Here is a 21,135-nt window from a genome sequence, read left to right on the forward strand (position 1 = left end):
TGGCCACGTGCTGATCTTCTCGATGAGCGTCTCCGTCGACGGGTTCATCAAGGACCGCGAGGGCGGCTTCGACTGGGGCGCCCCCAGCGACGAGCTGTTCCGGTTCCACACCGAGCGGGTCGCTTCGCTGGGCGGATACCTCTGCGGCCGAAGGCTTTACGAGGACATGCGGGCCTGGGAGACCGATCCGGCGATGCGCCGCAGCGACGACTTCTCCGCGTTCGCCGACATCTGGACCGCCCTGCCCAAGATCGTGTTCAGCCGCACGCTCGAGTCCGTGGAGGGCAACGCGCGGCTCGCGCAGGGATCGGTGGCGGACGAGGTGGACGAGGCGCTGGCCGGAGGCAAGCCTGTCGAGATCGGCGGCGCGAATCTGGCCGGCCAGGCGATCGAGCTCGGCCTGGTCGACGAGTTCCGGATCTTCCGGCTGCCGGTCATCGTCGGCGGCGGGACGCCCCTGCTGCCGCCGGTCACGAGGACCGTTCCTCTGGAGCTGCTGGAGACCCGCTCCTTCGGCCCCGCCGTGTACGAGCGGTACGGCCGCGCGAGCAGCGGCCCCCACTGACCTATGGCCTCAGAAGAAGATAGGGGTACTTTCGGCGCCCTCTAAGGGCCGCTGAGTACCCCAATGATGAGCGTCGGCCCCACGATCAGCCGGCTGACCAGCCCAGCGCGGGGCCGAGGCGCTCGGCGATGTCGGTGAGGATCTGCACGTAGTCCTCGTGCTCGAACGAGAACGGCAGCGCGAACGCCACCTCGCTCACCTCGCGGAAACCCTCGTGCGCGTAAAGCTGTTCGGCGATCTCGTCGCTGGTGCCGAGCAGGTCCCTCGCGAAGAGCAGGCGCGCCGGCCCCTGCGGCTCGGCTGTGCGGGCGGTGCGCGACTCGACGTAGGCCGCGTACTTCTCCCGCTGGGCCGCGGTGGCCGAGTCGGTGGGGACGACGACCAGCCCCTGCGAGACCCGGCCCGCCCCGCGCTCGGGGTGGGCCGCCGCGAAGGCGGTGCGGTAGGCGCGAATCTGCTCCGCCTGGATCGCCCCGAAGTCCCACGGGCCGTCATCCCCCTCGGGTTTGACCACGCTGGAGACGAGCAGGTTCAGCCCGGTCTCCCCCGTCCACACGGCCGAGCGCAGCGATCCGGCGCCGTACCAGACCCGGGACGCCAGCCCGGGTGAGTGCGGTTCCACCCGCGACGAGAACGTCTCGATGCCCTGCACCCCGCTGAACGTGCTGGCCTGCTCACCACGGACGAACCGCAGGAACCGCAGGACCCGCTCGTAGGAGAAGTCCTCGACGTCGGCGGTGTCGGGATACAGGGCGTCGCGGACGTCGTCCCAGCGCATCGGCGGACCGACGCTGACCCCCGGGTTGATCCGCCCGCCCGACAGGACGTCCACGGTGGCCAGGTCCTCCGCGAGCCGCAGCGGGTTCTCCCAGCCGAGCGGCGTGACCGCGGTGCCGAGTTCGATGCGTGACGTCCGCTGCGAGGCCGCCGCCATGATGGCGACGGGGGACGAGATGCCGTACTGGACGTGCCGGTGCCGCAGCCAAGCGCTGTCGAAGCCGAGCCGTTCGCCGAGTTCGATGACCTGCAGCGTGCTCTCGTGCCCGGGCCCCGGGTCGGCGCCGTCGAACAGGCCGATGGTCAGGAATCCGAGCTTCTCCAGCGGTACCCCCGGCAGCGGCATGCTCAGATCCTAAAAGCAGGCGGGTCCCAGTCGTCGAACACGTCGGGCAGGTCGGCCGGGACGGTGTTCGGGTACACCGCCGACCGCTTCTCCAGGAACGATGCGACGCCCTCGTCCATGTCCTTGCTCCGCCCCCGCTCGTACATCGCCCGCGACTCGGCGATGTGCGAGCGCATCGGGTGGTCGTACCCGAGACCGCGCAGGAGCAGCTGCCGGTTCAGCGCCACCGACACGGGCGCGGTGTTGGCCGCGATCTCCTCGGCCAGCGCGTAGGCAGCGGGCAGCAACTCGTCGGGTTCGTGCAACGAACGTACCAAACCCCCGCGCAAGGCCTCGGCGGCGTCGAAAACCCTCCCGGTGTAGGCCCATTCGGCCGCCTGCTGCGGGCCGACGAGCCGGGGCAGGAACCACGACGAGGCGGTTTCCAGCACGATCCCCCGGCGGGAGAAGACGAAGCCGAACTTGGCCTTGGTGCTGGCCAGCCGGATGTCCATCGGCAACGTCATGGTCACCCCGACGCCGACGGCGGCCCCGTTGATCGCCCCGATCACCGGCTTGGTGAGGTCGTACAGCCGCAGCGCGATGTAGCCGCCGCTGTCGCGGCGGCGCTCGGCCTCGGTCTCGTCCCGGCGGGAGAACGCCTCCGGGTTCGACAGGTCCATGCCCGCGCAGAACGCGCGCCCCGCCCCGGTGACGACGAGCGCGGCGACCGAGTCGTCGGCGTCCACCTCGTCGAGGGCGGTGAGGATCTCGTCCTTCATCGCCACGTGGTAGGCGTTCATCGCCTCCGGCCGGTTCAGGGTCAGCGTGGCGACCCTCTTGTCGACGCCGTCGACGCCCCCGCGCTCCAGGGTGATGAACTCGAACATCCCGGCAGACTATCGAGGAGTGGCGCGCGCCTACATGGCCAGCGTCGTGCGGGCGCTGGTGTGCGACTCCAGCCAGGTGGCCGTGAACCCCGGGATCTGCTGCGGGCTGGTCACCGTGGTGGAGCCACGGTCGCCGAGCTCGCCGTCGTCGTCCCGGCCCCAGCACCACACGCTCTTGTCGGCGCGGGTCCCGCAGGAGATGCCCCAGCCCGAGGAGACCTGCGTCCAGGTGGACGCCGACCCGACCTGCTGCGGCGAGCTCACCGAGGCGGGGGTGCCCGCCGTGCCGCCCTGGCCGAGCTGGCCGTAGTCGTTCAGGCCCCAGCACCACAGGGTGCCGGCGGTCCGCACACCGCACACCGTGGCCCGCCCGACGGTCACGGCCGACCAGGTCGCCGACCCGATCTTCGCCGGGCTGGTCACGTCGGAGGTGCCGCCGTTGCCGATCTGCCCCGAGTTGCCCTTACCCCAGCAGTAGAGGCTGCCCGCATTGGCGCCGGTCGCGGCGATCGCGCACGTCGAGTAGTAGCCGGCCGACACGCTCGCCCAGCTGCTGACGCCGGACACCGTGACGGCCTGCGGGGTGTCCTGATCGGTCGTGCTGCCGATGCCGAGCTCGCCGTCGGTGTTGTCGCCCCAGCAGGCCAGGGCGCCCGTGGTGCGCACCCCGCACGTGTGCGTCTCACCGACCGACACGCTCGACCAGGTGCCGGCCGCGGCCGCCGTCGGCGTCGTGATGGACCCGGTGGCGCCCGAGACGCCGGTCTGGCCGTAGGTCGCCGTCCCCCAGCACCACAGAGAGTTGTCGGTGCGCGTCGCGCAGACGGTCCAGGTGCCGACCGAGACCGACCTCCAGGCCGAGGAGGAGCCGGCCTGCACCGGGTAGTCGTAGTCGGTTCCGGTGTCGCCCTGACCTGCCGCACCGTAGGTGTTGTCCCCCCAGCACCACATGGTGCCCGCCTGTGCGATGCCGCAGCCACCCTCGTAGCCGACCGACCCGGTGCTCCACGACATGGCCGAGGCCCCGACCGGGGTCGGCGACCCGACCGACGTGTTGTAGTGCTGGCCGAGCTGGCCGAGCGCGTCGTCGCCCTGGCACCACACGGCCTGGTCGTCGCGCACCCCGCAGAAGAGGTTGTAGCCCGCGGAGATCGAGCCCCAGGTGGTGTCGCTGCCGGAGACGACCGGGGTCTGCTGGTCGCTGGTCGTGCCGTCGCCGAGCTGGCCGTGGTCGTTGTCGCCCCAGCAGTACAGGGCGCCGGAACTGCGCTGCGCGCAGGACGAGTACCCACCGGAGGTCAGGGCCGTCCACGCCGTGGACCCGGTGCTCTCCTGCACGGGCACGGACGAGTCGGTCACGCTGCCCCGGCCGAGGTCGCCGTGCCCGCCGTACCCCCAGCACCAGATCGTGCCGTTGGTCTTCAGCCCGCAGCCGTGGTCCCAGCCGAGCGCCACCGAACTCCATGTGCCACCACCGGAGACGGTGACCGGCGAGGACTGGTCGGCCGTGGAGTTGTTGCCGAGCTGGCCGATGCCGCCGTACCCCCAGCACCACAGGCTCTGGTCGGAGGCCTTGACGGCGCAGGCGCTGTGGTAGTCGGCGTCGACCGTGAGCCACGTGCCGCTGCCGACCTGCGTGGGCACGCTGCGACTGGTCGTCGTGCCGTCGCCGAGCCGGCCGCTGGCGTTGTAGCCCCAGCACCACAGGGTGCCGTCGGTCTTGATGCCACAGGTGAAGTACTGCCCGACCGCCAGCATCGACCACGAGCTGACCCCCGTGGTGCTGACCTGGACGGGCGTGGTGACCGGGCTGGCCGTCGTCCCGTCGCCGACCTCGCCGTCGGGGTTGTACCCCCAGCACCAGGCCGTCGAGTCGGACGCCCTGATGGCGCAGGTGTTCACGTACCCCTTGGAGACGCTCGACCACTGCGTGCCCGCCGCGACCGCGACCGGCTCCCACCGGTCGGTCGTGGTGCCGTCGCCGAGCTGGCCGTAGGCGTTGTCGCCCCAGCAGTACAGCGCGCCCGCGGTGGTCAGGCCGCAGGTCGACGTGTAGCCGCCGCTCACGCTCGACCAGGTCTCGGGGCCGGGCATCCGGGCGGCCCCGGCGGTGCCGGTGCTCGCCGCGGGCATCAGGACGCTGGTGCGCCCGTTCGCGCCCCACCCCCACACGTTGAGCGGGCTGGTCCACGTGCCGGTGGTGAACGTGTTGCCGGGGTTGGCGTCGGCGGCGCTCCACCCGGCCGCGGTGAACCGGACGCCGGCCGCGACGGCCACGAGCGTCAGCAGGCTCAACGCCGCGGTCAGGACCCTTCTCATGCCTCGGCCCAGATCTTGCGCAGCAGAACGCTTCCCAGGCACCCGCAGACCAGTACGACGACCGCCATCCGGGTCCACGGCGACTGCGCGAACGGGACGACCAGGCCGACCTTCGGGACGACGAACACCTCCCGGCCGACGCTGCCGCCGATCGGGACGCTCCACTTCTCGGACACCTGGTTGGCGTCCCCGCGGGTCTCCACGTCCACCTGGGACGGGGTGTAGGAGACGGCCCGCACGCGGTGGGTGACCAGCTCCCCGTGCCGCGACGGGTCGTGGAACGTGACCACCTGCCCGGCCCGGATCGAGACGGCCGGCACCGACCGGGACAGCACGACGTCGCCGACGCCGATCGTCGGGGTCATCGACCCGCTGCGGATCACCAGGGGCCGCACCCCGTCGAGGCCTGCGAACAGCAGGCCCCCGAGCAGGAGCAGCGCCAGGCCCAGCGCGACCGTCGACGCCCGGTCCGCGACCACTCTGACGTCTCTCACGCTCACGTCGTGGTGAGCGTCCACGTGAGGGACACGGTGATCGTCTTGTTGCAGTAGGTGTTGCAGTTGGTGTCGCCGCTCGGCAGCCCGCTGACGGTGAACTTGTACCAGGTGTTCGTGACCGGCGAGGAGATCGTGTACGGGCCGCCGGCGGCCCAGCTCTGCAGGGTCGCCCCCTGACTGCCGATCGTGGTGTTCGTGCCACCGGCGGGATAGCTGGCGCAGCTGCCGTTGTTCGTGTTCGACCCGCCCGTGACGCTGACCGTGCCGCTCGTGTTGTACGTGGCGGCGTTCATCGTCAACTCGCTCTGCAGCGTGGACTGGCCGGCCCCACCCAAGGTCGCCGCCAGGGTCAGGGTGGACGCCGAGGCACCCGAGAAGTTCACCCCGATGCACGCCGTGGTCGCCGACGAGCCGGGCGACAGGTTGGTCACGTTGAACATCGCCGTACCGGTGGACGTCGCCGAGCCGGCCTGGCCGCCCTGGTTGTCCTGGAGCAGGACGGTGCTGGTGCTGAACGTGTTGCCCGAGTTGGAGTCGCTGACCGTCCAGGCGGCCCACGAGCCGATCGTGCCGAAGCCGGCCACGAGCGCGAGCAGGGCCAGGGTCAGGGCGATCTTGCGCCCGGTGCCGTGCGTGGCCGGTGCGGGCACGACGGATGGCTGCGCGGGTACGACGGAAGGCCGCGCCGCCACGGGACGCACCAGGTCGAGTCGCCGACCGGTCACCGACACCATCTCCTCCGCCGCGGTCTGACCGCTGCCGACCCCGAGTGCCACAAGATCCATCGGCGGGTAGGGCGCACACATGAGCGCTCCGGTCACCATCCGCGCACCCTTCACCCGGCCGGCCGCATCCGCCCGGGTGAACGGTCACAGGGCGTGCCCGGCACCCTCAACCGGAGGGCCGTACGAACCGATATGCCTCCTGGGGAAACAACACTCACCGAGGCGGAGGGCATCTCGTGGTTCGCGCGCGCCCTCTGCTGGCCGCCTCGGCCGCCGGAGTACTCGCACTCGGCGCCGTGGGGTTGCTGGCCGCGTTCGCCCCCACCTCGAGCGCCGCGGCCACCGCCTCGCTCGTCGACGACAGCGGCGGTGTCGCCCTGTTCCCGGCCCTGACCAACCTGTCTCCCGGGGTCGGCGCGAGCGCGTGCATCACGATCTCGACGTCGGGCGCGGTGGCCGGGGACCGGGTGCTGGTCGCCGCCGACAACCTGACCGGAGACCTGGCCGCAGACCTGACCGTGGCGATCGACGCGGGCAGCGGCGGCTCCTACGGCGACTGCTCCGGGTTCTCGGGCAGCCGGGTCTACACCGGCACGCTGGCCCACCTGGCCGACCTCTCCGGCTCCAGCGACGGGGTGAGCACCGGCTGGCAGCCGGACCAGACCCCGGCCCGTACCTTCCGGTTCACCGTGACCATGCCCGCCGGTACGGCCGTGACCGCGATGGGGCACCACGCGCAGGCGACGTTCTCGTGGCGGCTGACCTCGACCCCACCGGCCAGTCCCACGCCGACCCCCACGCCCACGCCGACCCCCACCCCGACGCCGTCCGTCACGCCCACACCCACGACCAGCCCGACGACGACCGCCCCGACGACGACCCCGGCCGATCCGGGCAGCTCCGGCGGCGGGAGCCAGGACGGCGAGGACGGCGGCAGCGACTCGGGCGGCGATTCGGGCGGCGGCGCCGGCGGCGAGGACAGCGGGAGCGGAGACGTCCCGGGTTCCGACCCGACGACCGCCCCGACCACGGCGCCCGGCATCGGTGGCGACGGCACACCGGACGCCTCGGTCGCGGCCACCCCGTCGGGCAGCGCGACGACGGCCCCGGCGATCATCGCCCCCGGCGGCTCGGGCGGGGCCGGCGGGACGGGCGCGGGCGACGGGACGCCGGCGCTCACCCTGCAGCCGGAGTTCGTGCTGCGCGTCGGGCGCACCCTGCAGAGCATCGTCGAGCAGCCGCAGTTCCTGTTCGGGCCCGTGCTGGTGGCGTTGGCCTTCCTGCTGATGCAGCACCTGATCGACCGGCGTGACCCGAAGCTGGCCGACGCGTCCCGCACCGGCCGCGACCTCACCCTGCCGTTCCCCGTCCGCTACCAGCGCAGCGAGGACCTGTGACTGCCGCCGGGACGACCGCCGGCGGACGGGCGGCGAGCGGGGACGTCGTCCCCCTGTCCGTGCGGGTGACGTTGCTGTCGGCGCTGCGCGCCGTCCTCGCCGTCCTCCTGGTCCCGGTGGCGCTGGCCGCCGACCGGCTCACGTCCCCGGCCCAGCTGGTGCTGCCGCTCACGTACGTGCTGGGCGCGGCGCTCGCCGGTGGCGCCCTGATCCTGGTGCGGTGGCGCTCGGTCGTCGTGGCCGGGTTCGGACTGCTGCTGTGCCTGGACGGCGTAGCGGTGCAGGTCGTGCGGCACGGGTTGGGCCCGACCTGGGGCGCCGACCTCGTGCTGGCCACGTTCCTGACCGCCGCCTGCCTGCTGGCCTCTTTCCGGACCGGCGTGAAACTGGCCATCTGGCAGTCACTCCTGATCCTCGTCGACGACCGCGGCACCGCCTCCGGCCTGTTCCCGGCGGGCGCCCCGCAGCAGCACGGCCTCGCCGTGCAGCTGGTGCTCATCTGGATCCTGACCCTGGCCACCTGCGTCGCGGCGTCGGTGAACGAGCGGGAGCTGCGCCGCCGCCGCTACGACGCGGAGGCCCTGCAGGCGTTCGCCGCCGCCCTGCACCGCGACGAGGCGGCCTCGGCCGTCGTGGCCCGCACGGTGGGGTTCGTGGCCCGCGAGCTGGACGCGGGACGCGTCCTGGCCTGCCAGTGGTCGGAGGGCGAGCTGAGCGCGTTGCACGCCGTCGGCCCGGTCGTCGCCGACCGCCCGGCGGGGCGCGAACCGTCGCCGCTGCTGGCCCTGGCCGACCGGGCCGGGTACACGGTGCGCGTCCTCACCCTCGACCCCCGCCTCGACCCCTGGCTGGCCGGCGCCCTGCCCGGGGCCCGGCGGGTCGTCGTCCTGCCGTTGAGCGTCGGTGGCACCACCCGGACGTGGATCGTGTTCGAGCACCGGGGCCGCGGCATCCGGGTCACCCGACGGGTGCTGGCCACCGCCGGGCAGGCGTCGGCGACCGCGGCGCTGGCCATGTCGCGGGCCGTGCTGTTCGAGGCGGTGCGCCGCTCGGCGACCACGGACGGGCTGACCGGCCTGGCCAACCGGCCCCGGTTCGACTCGACCCTGGCCGCGATGGCCGCGGCCGGGCGCGGCGGGCTGGTCCTGGTCGACGTCGACCACTTCAAGGCCGTCAACGACACCTACGGCCACCAGACGGGCGACCAGGTGCTGCAGGCGGTGGCCGCGGTGCTGGTCGCGGCGGCCCCGCAGGGGGCGACGGTCGCCCGCTACGGCGGTGAGGAGTTCGCCGTCCTGCTGCCTCGCGAGCGCGGCGCGGAGGTGCTGGCCGAGAAGCTGCGCCAGGTCGTCGAGGCCGCACCGGGCCCGGTGCCCGTCACGGCCAGCTTCGGGGTCGCCGAGCTGACCCCGGGGATCACTCCCGCGCAACTGGTCGCGGCGGCCGACGGGGCGCTGTACCGGGCCAAGCAGGAGGGCCGCAACCAGGTCCGCGCCGGGTACCCCACCCCCGTGCCAGGGCCCCGGGCCCCCGCGGCTGGTGGCCGTCCGACCCCTGTCGGACACTGGCCCCATGCCGAACAACGACAGGCCCGCCCCCGCAGTGCGCACGGGGCGGGTGGCGCGGGCCGCCCCGCTGGTGGCGCTGACCGGCCGGACCGCGGGTGAGGCGGTCGTCTCGGCCCTGCGCCGGCGGCGCGGGAACGCATCCGACCAGGCCTCGCGCGAGCGCGCGGCCCAGCGCTACGCCGAGTCGCTGGGGCGTTCGCGCGGCGTCCTGATGAAGGCCGGGCAGATCCTGTCGTTCGTCTCGCTCGGCTCGCTGGTGGACGGCGGGAGGCAGTCGGTCTACCAGGCCGCGCTGGCGCGCCTGCAGGACGACGCCCCGCCCATGGACCCGGACGTCGCCGCCGGGGTGGTCGCCGCCGAGCTCGGGGCGCCGCCGGGCGAGGTGTTCGCGCATTTCGAGCCGGAACCGCTGGCCGCCGCGTCGATCGGGCAGGTGCACGCGGCCCGCACCCACGACGGGCGCGACGTCGTGGTGAAGGTGCAGTACCCGGGCGTCGACGAGGCGATCCGGGCCGACCTGGCCAATGCCGAACTGCTGGCCACGTTCTTCCAGCTGGTCCGTGGGCTGCTGCCCGACCTGGGGCGCACCGACGCCCGGTCGCTGGCCCGTGAGGTGACGATGAGGATCGGCGAGGAGATCGACTACCGCGCCGAGGCCGCCAACCAGCAGGCGTTCGCCGACGCCTACGCCGGGCACCCGTTCATCCGGGTCCCGAACGTCCTGCCCGACCTCAGCACCGGGCGGGTGTTGACGAGCGAGCGCAGCACCGGCATGCGTTGGGCCGCCGCGCAGTCCGCGCCCCAGGAGCTGAAGGACCGGTGGGGCGAGGCGATCTACCGGTTCACCCTCGGCAGCCTGCGCCGGATGGCCGTGTTCAACGCCGACCCGCACCCGGGCAATTACCTGTTCCACGACGACGGGACCGTCACGTTCCTCGACTTCGGGTGCGTGAAGCACTTCAGCCCCGAGCAGGTCGACTGGATGCGCCGGGCCGTGCAGGCGGCGATCGACGGTGACGGCGAGCTGGTCCTGAAGCTCTATGCCGACCAGGGTTTCGTCGACCCGGCCGACTCCCCCACCCCGGCGGGCATCCTGGAGTGGGCGCGTGAGTCGCTGGCGCCCGTGCTGGAGCCGCAGCCCTTCCGGTACACGACCGAGTACGCCGGCCGACTGGTCGACCTGGAGTTCTCGCCGCGCGGGCCGCGGGCCGAGACGGTGCAGAAGCTGATCCTGCCCGGCGAGTACCTGGCCCTGACCCGCATCGACCTGGGCATGACGGCCGTCCTGGGCACCCTGGGCGCGAGCAGCGCGTGGGCCGGCATCCGCGAGGAGCTCGACCTCGACGCTCCCCCGAGCACACCCTACGGCGAGCTGGAAGCAGCCTGGCGAGAGCGGGTTTCGCGGTGAGCGCCGTGGACGTGGCGCCCGTCCGGTGGGACGCCGGGACTGGCGCGTTCGTGGTGACCGGCTTCGAGGAGGCGTCGGCCGTGCTGCGCGGCTCCGGTTGGAGCAGCGACCCCGCCAACAGCCCGCTGGCCCCGCCGGAGGCCACCGAGGTGCCCAGCACGTTGATGCTGTTCCGCGACCCGCCCGACCACACCCGGCTGCGCCGGCTGGTGGCGCCCTCGTTCACCGCCCGCAGCATCGAGGCGCTGCGGCCCCGGGTGGCCGCGGTCGTCGAGGCCTGCCTGGACGAGCTCGACGCGCTCGTCGCCGACGGCGAGGAGGTCGACCTGCTGGCCGACTTCGGCTACCTGGTGCCGATGGCGGTGATCGCCGAACTGCTCGACGTCGGGGTCGACGGCGCCGAGGTGTTCCTCGAGCAGACCCCACGCCTGGTCAAACTGCTGGAGATCGACGCCGGCCCGGACGATCTCTCGGAGGCCGTGGCCGCCGCGCTCGAGGTGACGATGTTCCTCACCCCGGTGCTGGCGCAGCGGCGGGCCGCCGGCCCGGAGGGCACGGTCGGCACGGACTTCATCAGCTCGTTGCTGGCCACCGACCTGAGCCTCGACGAGGTACTCGGCACGTGCGTGCTGCTGTTGGCGGCCGGGCACGAGACCACCGCCAACCTGATCGCCAACGGCGCGCAGACGCTGATGGAGCACCCCGACCAGGTCACGCACCTGCACGCCGACCCGGCCCGGGCCGTGGAGGAGCTGCTGCGCCTGCACGGCCCCGTGAAGCTCATCGGGCGGACCGCGCTCGGCGACCAGACGGTGGGCGGCGTCCAGGTGCCCGCGGGCAGCCAGGTCCTCCTGCTGGTCGACGCCGCCGGTCGCGACCCGCGCCGCTGGCCCGACCCCGACCGGGTCGACCTGACCCGGAACGGCCCGGCGGGGCTCGGTTTCGGCGCAGGCATCCACTTCTGCCTCGGGGCCGCGCTGGCCCGGCTGGAGGCCGCCGAGGCGCTGACGAGGTTCTTCGCCCGGTTCCCCGGCGCGCAGCGGCGCGATCCGAGCCCGAGGTGGCGGGCGTCGTCCACCTTCCACGGCCTGGAGGCGCTACCCGTCCGGCTGCCGGTCCACCTGTGACCCCCTCGGCTCAGGCCGGGACGGAGCCGAGCACCTCGGTGGCGTGCTGCACGAGCATCGGGATGTCGAGGATGAGCGCCACGTCGCCGTTGCCCAGGATCGTCGACCCGCCGACCCCTCGGACCTGACCGAACATGTCCCCGAGCGGCTTGATCACGGTCTGGAACTCGCCGCGCAGCGTGTCCACGACCAGGCCGGTCTTGGTGCCCGCGTACTCGACCACCACGACGTTCTCCCGGCGCGGCCGGTGGCCCGGCAGGCCGAACAGGGACCGCAGGCTGACGTACGGCAGCGCCTCACCGCGCAGGTTCATGACCTCCTGCCGCCCGTTCTGGGCCGGCAGCTCGACGCACTCCAGCACGCGGTCCAGCGGGATCACGTACGTGGCGTCGCCGACCCCCACCATGAAGCCGTCGATGATCGCCAGGGTGAGCGGCAGACGGATCCGGAACGTCGTCCCCTCACCGGCCCGACTGCTGACGTCGATGGTGCCGCGCAGCGCCGTCACGTTGCGCTTCACCACGTCCATGCCCACGCCCCGGCCGGACAGGTCGGAAACCTGTTGCGCCGTCGAGAAACCGGGTTCGAAGATCAGGGCGAAGGTCTCCTGCTCGGTGAGTACCGTGCCCGGCGCGATCACCCCACGCTGCACCGCGATCTCGTGCACCCGTGCCGCGTCGATGCCCGCCCCGTCGTCCTTGATCTCGATCACGATGCTGCCCGAGTCGTGAAAGGCGTTGAGCGTCAACGTGCCCCGTGGGTTCTTGCCCCGCTCACGGCGCACCTGCGGCGACTCGACACCGTGGTCGAGGGCGTTGCGGACCAGATGCATGAGCGGGTCGCCGATCTGCTCCACCAGCGCCTTGTCGACCTCGGTGTCCCCGCCGCTGATCGCGAGGGTGACCTCCTTGCCGAGCGCCGAGCTGACGTCACGCACGACGCGCTGGAAGCGGCTGAACGTCGTCCCGATCGGCACCATCCGCAGCTGGAGGGTGCTGTCGCGGACCTCCTCCACGAGGCGCATGACCTCGGCGAAGGCGTTCTCCAGCTGCTCGTCACCGCTGGTGCGCACGCGCATGCCCGCGCCGGCCCCGGCGATCACCAGCTCACCCACGGCGTCCACGAGGCGATCGAGCCGCCCCGCGTCCACGCGGATCGACTGGGCCTCCGCGGACGGCGCGGCCGGCACGGGCCGGGCCGCACCGCCCGGCGCAGCCGGGGTGGCGACCGGCGCCACCGAGTCGGCGGGAACGGCCGGGACGGCGGGTACGGGGGTCTCGTCCGCCGCCACCGGCGTGATCTGCGTGAGGAACTCACGCACCACACCCGCCAGCTCGCCGTAGGAGTCCACGAGCGCCTCGACGTCCTCGGGCGGGGCGCCCGCGGGCAGGGCCCGGATGTCGCTGTCGTCGGCGACGAACTCGAACACGTCCAGGACCGTCGCCAGGGGTTCGTCGGTCCGCAGGGCCACGAGGAACGCCAGGTGACAGCACTCGGCGTCGAGCTCGTCGGCCTCCGGCAGGAACTCGTGCACGGTGCGCACGGCCTCCGGGTGGCCCAGCGTGAACAGGTACCCGAGGAAGGACAGGGGGTCCATGCCGTTGCGCAGCGACTCGACCCCGAAGCGGATGCTGAGCACCAGAACGTCGGCCGCCTCGGCGGCCGGGCCGCCGTCGGCGGCGTTCTCGGTGGCCGGCTCGACGTCTGCGGCCGAGGCCTGACCGGGTACCAGGAACGGGGTCAGCGCGCTCAGCAGGCGCTCGCCGGCGGCCGGGTCGGGCTCGGGGCCACCCGACAGCCGGGCGATGAGCGCCCCCAGGTGGTCGGTGCACGGCAGCAGGGCGCCGACCACCGCGCTGGACGGCTCGATCTCCCCGTCGCGCATCCGGTCCAGCACGCTCTCCATCACGTGGGTGAAGGAGACGATGTCGTCCAGGCCGAAGAGGCCGGCCGACCCCTTCACGGTGTGCGCCGCGCGGAAGACGGAATTGACCGTCTCGGCGTCGTGGTCGCCACCCTCGAGCGCGAGCAGACCGGTCTCCATCGCCTCCAGCAGCTCGGCGGCCTCCACCCGGAAATTGACCAGGGCGGCCTCCATCTCGGCCTCGAAGCTCACCGGTCACCACCCCCGATCGTCAGGTCCTCGCGCAACCCCACCCGGTGCAGGACCTGGCGGACCGGCTCCGTCAGACCCGCCAGCGTGAGGGACTCGCCCCGCGCCGCCACCTCGCGGTACACGATCAGCAGCAGCTGCAGACCGGCCGTGTCCAGCTCCGTCACCTCGGACAGGTCGAGCTCCACCGTCCGGCCGGTGACGGGCTCCGCGGCGTACAGCGCGCCGAACCACGAGTCCTTGACCGCCGCTGCGTGGGCGACCGTGAGCTCGTGCGGCGCGGGCAGCGTCAGGGGCGCGGCGGCCGTCGTCGACGAGGTCACGGCATGACCAGTTTGGACACGGCGGCCAGCATCTGGGCCGGCTGGAAGGGCTTGACGACCCAGGCTTTCGCGCCCGCCGCCTGGCCCTCCTTCTTCTTGCTCTCCTCCGACTCGGTGGTGAGCATGATGATCGGGGTGAAGCGGTAGTCCGCCAGCTTCTTCGTCTCCTTGACGAACGTGATGCCGTCCATGTTGGGCATGTTCACGTCGGAGATGATCAGGTGCACCTTGCGGCCGTCGAGCTTCTTCAACGCGTCGGCCCCGTCCACCCCCTCGATGACCTCGTAACCGGCACCGCGCAGGGCGATCCCGACGACCTGACGGACCGAGGCCGAGTCGTCCACCACGAGAATGGTCTTGCTCATGTCGAGGGCTCCTAGAAGAAGGTGATGTCGGAATCGGACGACGGGGCGGACGAGGCGCCGGGGGCTGTCCGGGCGGGCGGGATCGCCGAGGTCGGCGAGCCGTGCAGCTCGTACTCCTCGACCATGGTGTAGCTGCCGGCCAACTGCTCCAGCAGCGCGGCGGAGTCGACCGCCTCCAGCGTGGGCGCGCCGGCCAGGACCGCGGGCAACGTCTCGATGGAGTCCCGGACGTGGGTGAGGGTCTGGCCCACCCGGTCCTGGAACTGGAACTGCACCAACGACTCCGCGATCTGGTCCTTGATCCCCTCGGTGACCTGCCCCAGCTGCTCCGAGGAGGAACGCAACCCGCCGACGAAGCCGAGCAGGTCGTCCAGGACGCCCTGCACCTTGGAGTTGGCGTCGAGCACCATGCTGCCCTCGGCCTCGGCCGTCTCGGTGGCGATGTCGAGGGCACCGCGGATCGCGCGGCCCACCTCTTCGGCGAGGTCGTTGATGCGTTCCCCGGCCCGGCCGGAGGAGTCGGCGAGCTGCCGTACCTCCATCGCCACGACCTCGAACGCCTGCCCCGCGTCGCCGACCCGGCGGGCCTCGATCGCGGCGTTGAGGGCGAGCAGGTGCGTCTGTGCGGCGATGCGGGTGACCTCGTCGGTCATCTTCTTCATCTGTCCGTTGAGCTCGACGAGCTGCCCCAGCTCCTGCAGGGTCCGCTGGCGCTGGGTCAGCGTCTCCTCCAGCGCCTCGACGACCTCCGCGAGCCGCCCGCGGGCCGACGCGAACACATCGACGTCGCCGGCGGCGATCGCTCCGCGGGAGGTGTTCACCGCCTCGTCGAGCAGGATCACGATCTGCCCGAAGGTCGCCGTCAGCTCGCCGACGGCGTCCTCCATCTGACGCCGTGAGCTGTCCACCTGCCGCGCCCAGACCGGCGGCAGCGTCTCACCGAGTTCGACCAGGCTGGTGACGAAGCCGTCCACGTCCGGGCCGGTCGCGGCGACCTCGACGGGCCGGCGGCGGCCCAGGAGGAAGCCCCCGACCGCGCCCGCCGCGAGGGCCAGGATCAGGGCCGAGCCCACGATCAGCGTCACTGCATACTCCTCGAGTAGTTCTCGATCGCCCCGGCCATCTCGTCCAGTGGCAACTCCCGCTCCACCGCGCCCAGCTGCTGCGCCGCCCCGGGCATCCCGTACACGACGCACGAGCGCTCGTCCTGACCGAGGGTCCGGGCCCCGGCGGTGCGCATCTTCAGCAGCCCCCGCGCCCCGTCGTCCCCCATCCCGGTCAGGATCACACCCAGTGCGTTGGCCCCGGCGTGGCGAGCCGTCGACTCGAAGAGCACATCGACCGACGGGCGGTGCCGATTGACCCGTTCCGCGTCGGTGATCTTCACCCGGTACTGGGCGCCCACCCGCTCGACCTCCATGTGCCGGCCACCGGGGGCGATCAGGATGCGCCCCGGCAGGATGCGCTCCCCGTCCCGGCCCTCCGCGACCTCCGCCGCGCACACCCGGTTGAGCCGGGCGGCGAAGGCCGCCGTGAACTTCTCGGGCATGTGCTGGACGACGACGATCCCCGGGTTGACCCGCGGCAGCGCCGACAGCACGAGCTCGAGCGCCTGCGTACCACCGGTGGAGGTGCCGATGGCGACCAACCGGTCCGTGGTGACGCTCAGCGGGCCCCGCGCCGGGGCCTTCGAGGCGGCGGCGTCGCCCGCGCCCCGGGACTGGGGCGGGACCTGACGGGCCAGGGTGTCCGTGGTCGCGCGCAGGCTGCGGACGTTCCCGGCGGCCGCCGCCTTGACCGCCCGCACGATCTCCCCGCCGTCCTCGGTGAGGAAGTCCCGCAGGCCGCTGGTCGGCTTGGTGACGAAACCGATGGCCCCGGCGGCCATCGCCTGCATCGTGGTCTCCGCGCCCTTCTCGGTGAGCGTCGAACAGATGACGACCGGGGTCGGGCGGACCGCCATCAGCTTGCGCAGGAAGGTGAGCCCGTCCATCCGGGGCATCTCGATGTCCAGGACGAGGGCGTCGGGCCAGTCCTTCTTCATCCGCTCCATGGCGAAGATGGGGTCGGAGACGCTCGCCACCTCGATGTCGGGATCGTGCGCCAGGACGCTGGAGAGCACCTGACGCACGACGGCCGAGTCGTCGACCACCAGTACCTTGATCCGCCCGGTCACGCCGAGACCCCCTCGCTCATCCACAGATCAGGTACATCGGCACCGGCATGCCGGACCTCCACCCGGCCGCTGTGCAGATTCAGCCGGACGGTCCGGGGCCCGACGCCACCGACGTGCTCGGCGGCCGGCACGAGGCCCGCTCGCCTCAGCAGCGCGCGGCCGGCCGCCACGTTGCGCGCCGGGACGTCGATCCGGTGCGCGACGGGATCGCAGTCGAACTGCCGTCCCCCGCCGAACATCTTCACCACGTACTCGTCCAGGTCGGTCGACAACCGGGACGCGCTGCGCCGGAACATCTCCAGCGCCTCGTCGGCGTAGCGGCCGTCGAGGCGCCCGGCCTCCTCGCCGGTGCGGGACCGGCTGGGCAGCAGGTAGTGGCACATCCCCCCGACGTGCAGCGCGGGATGCCACAGGGTGATGGCGACGCACGAGCCGAGCAGGGTCTCCACCCGGCCGGGCGCCCGGCCGAAGAAGAAGTCCCCGGGATGCAGGACGACGGGCGACGGGTGGTCCCGGCCGGCCGGCCCGCCCGCACCGGGGCTCATCCGCCCTCGACCCGGTAGACCGAGGGCACCACGGGGGCGACGCCGTCCAGGAGTCCCGTGATGCTCTCCGCATGCCCGACGACGAGGTGGCCGCCGGGCCGGATCAGGGTGTGGATCTGCCTCAGGATGTGGCGCTTGGTGTCCTCGTCGAAGTAGATCAGGACGTTGCGCAGGAAGACGATGTCGAACTGCCCCAGGGACGGCAGCTTCTCGATCAGGTTGGCCTCCCGGAAGGAGACCCGCTCGCGCAGGTCCGACCGCAGGGTGAACCGGCCCTCGTGCGCCCCCCGACCCTTCAGCCCGTAAGCCTTGAGCAGCCGGCGCGGGATCTTCTCGGCGGCCGCCAGCGGGTACAACCCGCGGTTGGCGGTCTGCACGACGCGCCCCGACACGTCGGTCCCCACGATCTCCCAGCCGGAGGGACCGAGGGTGTCCGCCAGGACGAGCGCGATCGACCACGCCTCCTCGCCCGTCGAGCTCGCGGCGCTCCACACCCGGATCGGACGGCCCGGCGGCGGGGCCGGGAGCAGGCGCGGCAGCAGCTCGAGGTGCTGCGGCTCGCGGAAGAAGTACGTCTCGTTGGTGGTCAACAGGTCGGTGGCCACCCGCAGTTCCTCGACCGCGCCCTGCCCGGCCTCCGCCCGCGCGAGAAGCCTGACGTAGGAGGCGAAGTCGGGTAGACCGTGATGCCGCACCCGCCGATCCAGCCGGCCGAGGACGAGCGCCTCCTTGCCGGCTTTCATCACGATGCCGGTGCGCCGGCGCACGAACTCCTGGATCCAGGCGAAGTCCGCCGCGTCGATGCCGGACCGCCCGACGGCGGCGGCCGCGGGCACGGGCCCCGGCGTCATCCGCCCGCTTCTCCGTCCGCGCGAGCGTCGGCCCGCACGGCGTCGGCCCGTACGGCGTCGGCCCGCACGGCGTCGGCCAGCTCGGCCGCACCCGCCAGGACCTGCGCCGTGTTCAGGACGATCAGGAAGCCGGCGTCGGCCCGGGCCATCCCGCTGATGAAGTCGGTCCGCACCCCGGCCCCGAACGCCGGCGGCGGCTCGATGTCGTCGGCCCCGAGATGGATGACCTTGTTGACGCCGTCCACCATGACGCCCACGTCCTGGGTCGCCGTGCCCTCGCCTCCGGCCCGCACCACGATGACCGCCGTCCGGCGGCGGACCTCCGTGGCCCCGTGCTCGAACCGGGCCGCGAGGTCCACGACCGGGAGCACCCGGCCGCGCAGGTTCAGCACCCCGCGGATGAAGGGCGGCATCATCGGGACCACGGTCAGCGACCGGAACTCGATGATCTCGGTGACCTGCAGGATGTCGATGGCGTACAGCTCGTCCTGCAGCGTGAAGGTGAGGTACCGGCGCTCGTCCGTCACCACGTCGTCGCGTGGTTCCGCCGGGGCCGGGACGGTGCCGGGTGCCTGCCCGGTCGCGGTCGTCGTCATGGCGGCCTCAGAACCGGTCGAAGTCGGCGTCGTCGAACGACAGCTCGTCGGCCTGCCGGGGAGCCGGCATGCCCGCGACGACGGGCTCCGCCGCCGGACCCCGGGTGGGAGCGAATCCGCCCGGACGGGCCGAACCCGGCACCCGGAAGAAGCGCATCAGCTCCTGCAACTGACCGGTCTGGGCGGTCATCTCCTCCGCGGTGGCGGCCAGCTCCTCGCTGGACGAGGCGTTCTGCTGCGTCACCTGGTTCATCTGCGACATCGACGTGGTGATCTGCGAGGCACCCGACGCCTGCTCGGAGGAGGCGGCGGAGATCTCCTGGACCAGGTCCGACGTCTTGCGGATGCTCGGCACGATCTCCCCGAGCAGGGCACCGGCCCGCTCGGCCGTCTGCACGCTGCCGGTCGCCAGTTGACCGATCTCCTGGGCCGCGACCTGGCTGCGCTCGGCCAGCTTGCCGACCTCGGTCGCCACGACGGCGAAGCCCTTGCCGTGCTCACCGGCCCGGGCCGCCTCGATGGTGGCGTTGAGGGCCAGCATGTTGGTCTGGAAGGCGATGTCGTCGATGATGGCGATCTTCGCGGCGATCGTCTTCATCGCCTCGACGGTCTCCTGCACCGCCTCGCCGCCCTCGGCGGCCTCACGGGCGGCCTTGCCGGCGATGTCGTCGGTGACCTTCGCGTTGTCGCTGTTCTGGTTGATGCTGGCCGCCATCTGGTCGACGCTCGACCCGGTCTCCTCGACCGTCGCGGCCTGCTCGGTGGCCGCCTGGGACAGGGCCTGCGAGGCGCCACTGATCTGCTCGGCCGCGTTGCTCAGCTGGTCGGTGGCCCCGATCACCTCACCGACGGTGCGGGCCATCGTGTGCACCGTGTTGTTCACGGCGACGCGCAGCTCCTCCAGGCGGCCGGCGTAGGTCGTGTCCACGGTCCGGGTCAGGTCGCCGTCGGACATGGCCGCGAGTACCTCGCCGACCTCCGTGAGCGGCCCGATGACGGCGTCCAGCGTGTCGTTGACGCCCTGGACGATCCGGCGGAAGCCACCCTCGTGCCGGAAGGCGTCGGCCCGCACGTCGAGCCGGCCCTGCACGGCGGCCTCCGACAGCATGGTGGCATCCTCGATCAGGGCGCGCAGGTTGCCCCGCACCTGCTCGATGGTGTCGTTGATGAAGGCCTTCTTGCCCGGCAGCTGCGGCATCGGGGCGTCGAAATCGCCCTCCCCGAAGGCCTTCACGACCGCCATGGCCTGCTTCTTCACCGCGATGTGACCGGCGACCATCCCGTTCACGCCCGCGGCCATCTCCCGGAAACCGCCCTGGAAACGGTCGGTCTCGATCACCACGTCGATGTCGCCCGCCTCGTGCTCCGCGGACATCCGGTTCATCTGCTCGATCAGCCCCTGCAGGTTGCCCCGCACCTGCTCGATCGTGTCGTTGATGAACGCCTTCTTGCCCGGCAGCTGCGGCATCGGAGCGTCGAAATCGCCCTCCCCGAAGGCCTTCACGACGCCCATGGCCTGCTTCTTCACGGCAATGTGGGAGGCCACCATGTCGTTGACACCGCGGCCGACGACGCCGTAGGCCCCGGGGAAGGAGTCGGCGTCGACGACGACGTCGATGTCGCCCGCCTCGTGCTCGGCCGCCATCCGGTTCATCTGCTCGACCAGTCCGGCCAGCGTGCCCCGGGCCTGGCCCATCGCTCGGCCGGCCTGGCTGAGCTCGTCGCTGCCGGTCTCGTCCACGTCGAAGTCGAGGTCACCGGCGGCGAGACGCTCGGCCGCGGTGCGGATGTTCTCCGCGGGCCCCCGCACGGAGCGTCCGATGGCCAGGCCGAGGACGGTGATCACGAGGAGGGCCAGGACGCCGAGGCCGATGCCCAGCATCGTGTCCCGCCGGGCCTCGTCGTTGGCCTGCGCGATCAGCTTGTCCTGTTCGGCGGCGATGTCGGCGGCGACCGCGGCGACGGCCTTCGCGCCGCGCTGGAAGACGGCCATCTCGGTCTTACCGACCAGGTCGTCGGCCTGCCGGGTCGCCTCCGCCGTGCCCTGGCGGAGCAGCGCGACGATCTTCGCGTCGTTGACCATGAACTCGTCGAGGGCGGCCTTGGCGGAGTCGACGTTGGCGCTGTCGACCGTCGGGTCCTGGCGGGTCGCCTTGTCCAGCGCGGCGAGGTCCTGCCGGGTGCGCTCGACGGAGGCCAGGAACGCCTTGCGCGAGGGGGCACCGTCGGCCGCGGCCGAGGGGCCCACCCGGCTGGCGTCCAGGGTGTAGGCGGTCTGCCAGCCGTTGAAGTCGGCGAAGTCGTACTGCACGATCCGGGCGGCGTCGTTGAGATCCGACTGGGCGAGCAGCTGCTGCTGCACGTGCCGCTGGCCCTGCATCGACGAGTAGCCGGCCAGAACCAGCACACCGACGGCGAGCGCGACCACCCCGACGAGCAGGTTGATCCGGACGGATAGACGGGTACGCCGCAACATTGAGACTCCTCGGACTGAGGACCGGTGAGGGATTGTCAGTCCGTGGTTGGCTCTGACGGAGTAGTTCTCGGTACGGTCGGCGAGGCGCTGAA

General features: G+C 72.4%; 19 protein-coding genes. 5 read left to right on the forward strand and 14 right to left on the reverse strand.

The features are described 5' to 3' along the window. Positions 1–7: 7 nt before the first annotated feature. Positions 8–565 carry a dihydrofolate reductase family protein gene (locus ACIB24_RS10340; protein WP_398279185.1) on the forward strand — a complete coding sequence of 186 codons (558 nt, stop codon included), beginning with the start codon at positions 8–10 and terminating at the stop codon, positions 563–565. 85 nt (positions 566–650) lie between these two features. Here the strand turns inward: ACIB24_RS10340 and ACIB24_RS10345 are convergent, their stop codons facing one another. From ACIB24_RS10345 to ACIB24_RS10365, 5 genes are read right to left on the reverse strand one after another with little or no spacing between them, the layout of a single operon-like run. Further along, a complete protein-coding gene (locus ACIB24_RS10345; RefSeq protein WP_398279188.1) occupies positions 651–1,688 on the reverse strand; it encodes an LLM class flavin-dependent oxidoreductase in 1,038 nt (345 codons plus the stop codon). A 2-nt stretch (positions 1,689–1,690) separates the two neighbouring features. Further along, positions 1,691–2,557: a crotonase/enoyl-CoA hydratase family protein gene (locus tag ACIB24_RS10350; protein WP_398279191.1), complete on the reverse strand. Its 867-nt coding sequence runs from the start codon at positions 2,555–2,557 to the stop codon at positions 1,691–1,693. A 30-nt stretch (positions 2,558–2,587) separates the two neighbouring features. Next, the gene (locus ACIB24_RS10355; protein ID WP_398279194.1) at positions 2,588–4,876 is read right to left on the reverse strand and encodes an RCC1 domain-containing protein; all 2,289 of its coding nucleotides are present in this window, start codon (positions 4,874–4,876) and stop codon (positions 2,588–2,590) included. Next, on the reverse strand, positions 4,873–5,370 hold the full coding sequence (locus ACIB24_RS10360; RefSeq protein WP_398279197.1) for a signal peptidase I: 498 nt from the start codon (positions 5,368–5,370) through the stop codon (positions 4,873–4,875). The genes ACIB24_RS10355 and ACIB24_RS10360 overlap by 4 nt, the downstream gene beginning before the upstream one ends. A 2-nt stretch (positions 5,371–5,372) precedes the next feature. Further along, positions 5,373–6,197 (reverse strand): hypothetical protein, encoded by an 825-nt coding sequence (locus ACIB24_RS10365; RefSeq protein ID WP_398279200.1) that lies wholly within the window; start codon positions 6,195–6,197, stop codon positions 5,373–5,375. A gap of 137 nt (positions 6,198–6,334) precedes the next feature. Here ACIB24_RS10365 and ACIB24_RS10370 point away from each other — a divergent pair, with 137 nt between their 5' ends. Genes ACIB24_RS10370 through ACIB24_RS10385 form a run of 4 tightly spaced genes read left to right on the forward strand, consistent with a single transcriptional unit; the run spans position 6,335 to position 11,598 of the window. Beyond that, positions 6,335–7,495: a hypothetical protein gene (locus tag ACIB24_RS10370; protein ID WP_398279203.1), complete on the forward strand. Its 1,161-nt coding sequence runs from the start codon at positions 6,335–6,337 to the stop codon at positions 7,493–7,495. After that, positions 7,492–9,162, forward strand: a complete 1,671-nt coding sequence (locus ACIB24_RS10375) for a GGDEF domain-containing protein (RefSeq protein WP_398279206.1) — start codon at positions 7,492–7,494, stop codon at positions 9,160–9,162. Before ACIB24_RS10370 ends, ACIB24_RS10375 begins: the two co-directional genes overlap by 4 nt. Further along, positions 9,068–10,471 carry an ABC1 kinase family protein gene (locus tag ACIB24_RS10380; RefSeq protein ID WP_398279209.1) on the forward strand — a complete coding sequence of 468 codons (1,404 nt, stop codon included), beginning with the start codon at positions 9,068–9,070 and terminating at the stop codon, positions 10,469–10,471. Before ACIB24_RS10375 ends, ACIB24_RS10380 begins: the two co-directional genes overlap by 95 nt. Beyond that, positions 10,468–11,598, forward strand: coding sequence for a cytochrome P450 (locus tag ACIB24_RS10385; protein ID WP_398279212.1), 1,131 nt, complete (start codon positions 10,468–10,470; stop codon positions 11,596–11,598). The genes ACIB24_RS10380 and ACIB24_RS10385 overlap by 4 nt, the downstream gene beginning before the upstream one ends. Positions 11,599–11,608: 10 nt before the next feature. Here the strand turns inward: ACIB24_RS10385 and ACIB24_RS10390 are convergent, their stop codons facing one another. Genes ACIB24_RS10390 through ACIB24_RS10430 form a run of 9 tightly spaced genes read right to left on the reverse strand, consistent with a single transcriptional unit; the run spans position 11,609 to position 21,043 of the window. Beyond that, positions 11,609–13,714 (reverse strand): chemotaxis protein CheA, encoded by a 2,106-nt coding sequence (locus ACIB24_RS10390; RefSeq protein ID WP_398279215.1) that lies wholly within the window; start codon positions 13,712–13,714, stop codon positions 11,609–11,611. Further along, entirely contained in the window at positions 13,711–14,034 is a 324-nt protein-coding gene (locus ACIB24_RS10395; RefSeq protein WP_398279218.1) for an STAS domain-containing protein, read from the reverse strand. Before ACIB24_RS10395 ends, ACIB24_RS10390 begins: the two co-directional genes overlap by 4 nt. Then, a complete protein-coding gene (locus ACIB24_RS10400) occupies positions 14,031–14,399 on the reverse strand; it encodes a response regulator (protein WP_398279221.1) in 369 nt (122 codons plus the stop codon). The genes ACIB24_RS10395 and ACIB24_RS10400 overlap by 4 nt, the downstream gene beginning before the upstream one ends. Positions 14,400–14,410: 11 nt before the next feature. Beyond that, positions 14,411–15,484 (reverse strand): methyl-accepting chemotaxis protein, encoded by a 1,074-nt coding sequence (locus tag ACIB24_RS10405; RefSeq protein WP_398279224.1) that lies wholly within the window; start codon positions 15,482–15,484, stop codon positions 14,411–14,413. Beyond that, positions 15,481–16,575, reverse strand: a complete 1,095-nt coding sequence (locus ACIB24_RS10410; RefSeq protein WP_398279227.1) for a chemotaxis response regulator protein-glutamate methylesterase — start codon at positions 16,573–16,575, stop codon at positions 15,481–15,483. The genes ACIB24_RS10405 and ACIB24_RS10410 overlap by 4 nt, the downstream gene beginning before the upstream one ends. After that, positions 16,572–17,120, reverse strand: a complete 549-nt coding sequence (locus ACIB24_RS10415; protein WP_398279230.1) for a chemotaxis protein CheD — start codon at positions 17,118–17,120, stop codon at positions 16,572–16,574. Before ACIB24_RS10415 ends, ACIB24_RS10410 begins: the two co-directional genes overlap by 4 nt. Then, positions 17,117–17,971: a CheR family methyltransferase gene (locus ACIB24_RS10420; RefSeq protein WP_398279233.1), complete on the reverse strand. Its 855-nt coding sequence runs from the start codon at positions 17,969–17,971 to the stop codon at positions 17,117–17,119. The genes ACIB24_RS10415 and ACIB24_RS10420 overlap by 4 nt, the downstream gene beginning before the upstream one ends. Then, on the reverse strand, positions 17,968–18,567 hold the full coding sequence (locus ACIB24_RS10425; RefSeq protein ID WP_398279236.1) for a chemotaxis protein CheW: 600 nt from the start codon (positions 18,565–18,567) through the stop codon (positions 17,968–17,970). The genes ACIB24_RS10420 and ACIB24_RS10425 overlap by 4 nt, the downstream gene beginning before the upstream one ends. A 7-nt stretch (positions 18,568–18,574) precedes the next feature. Continuing rightward, entirely contained in the window at positions 18,575–21,043 is a 2,469-nt protein-coding gene (locus ACIB24_RS10430) for a methyl-accepting chemotaxis protein (RefSeq protein WP_398279239.1), read from the reverse strand. Positions 21,044–21,135: the final 92 nt, after the last annotated feature.

Source organism: Spongisporangium articulatum, assembly GCF_044465595.1.
Classification (GTDB): domain Bacteria; phylum Actinomycetota; class Actinomycetes; order Actinomycetales; family Kineosporiaceae; genus Spongisporangium; species Spongisporangium articulatum.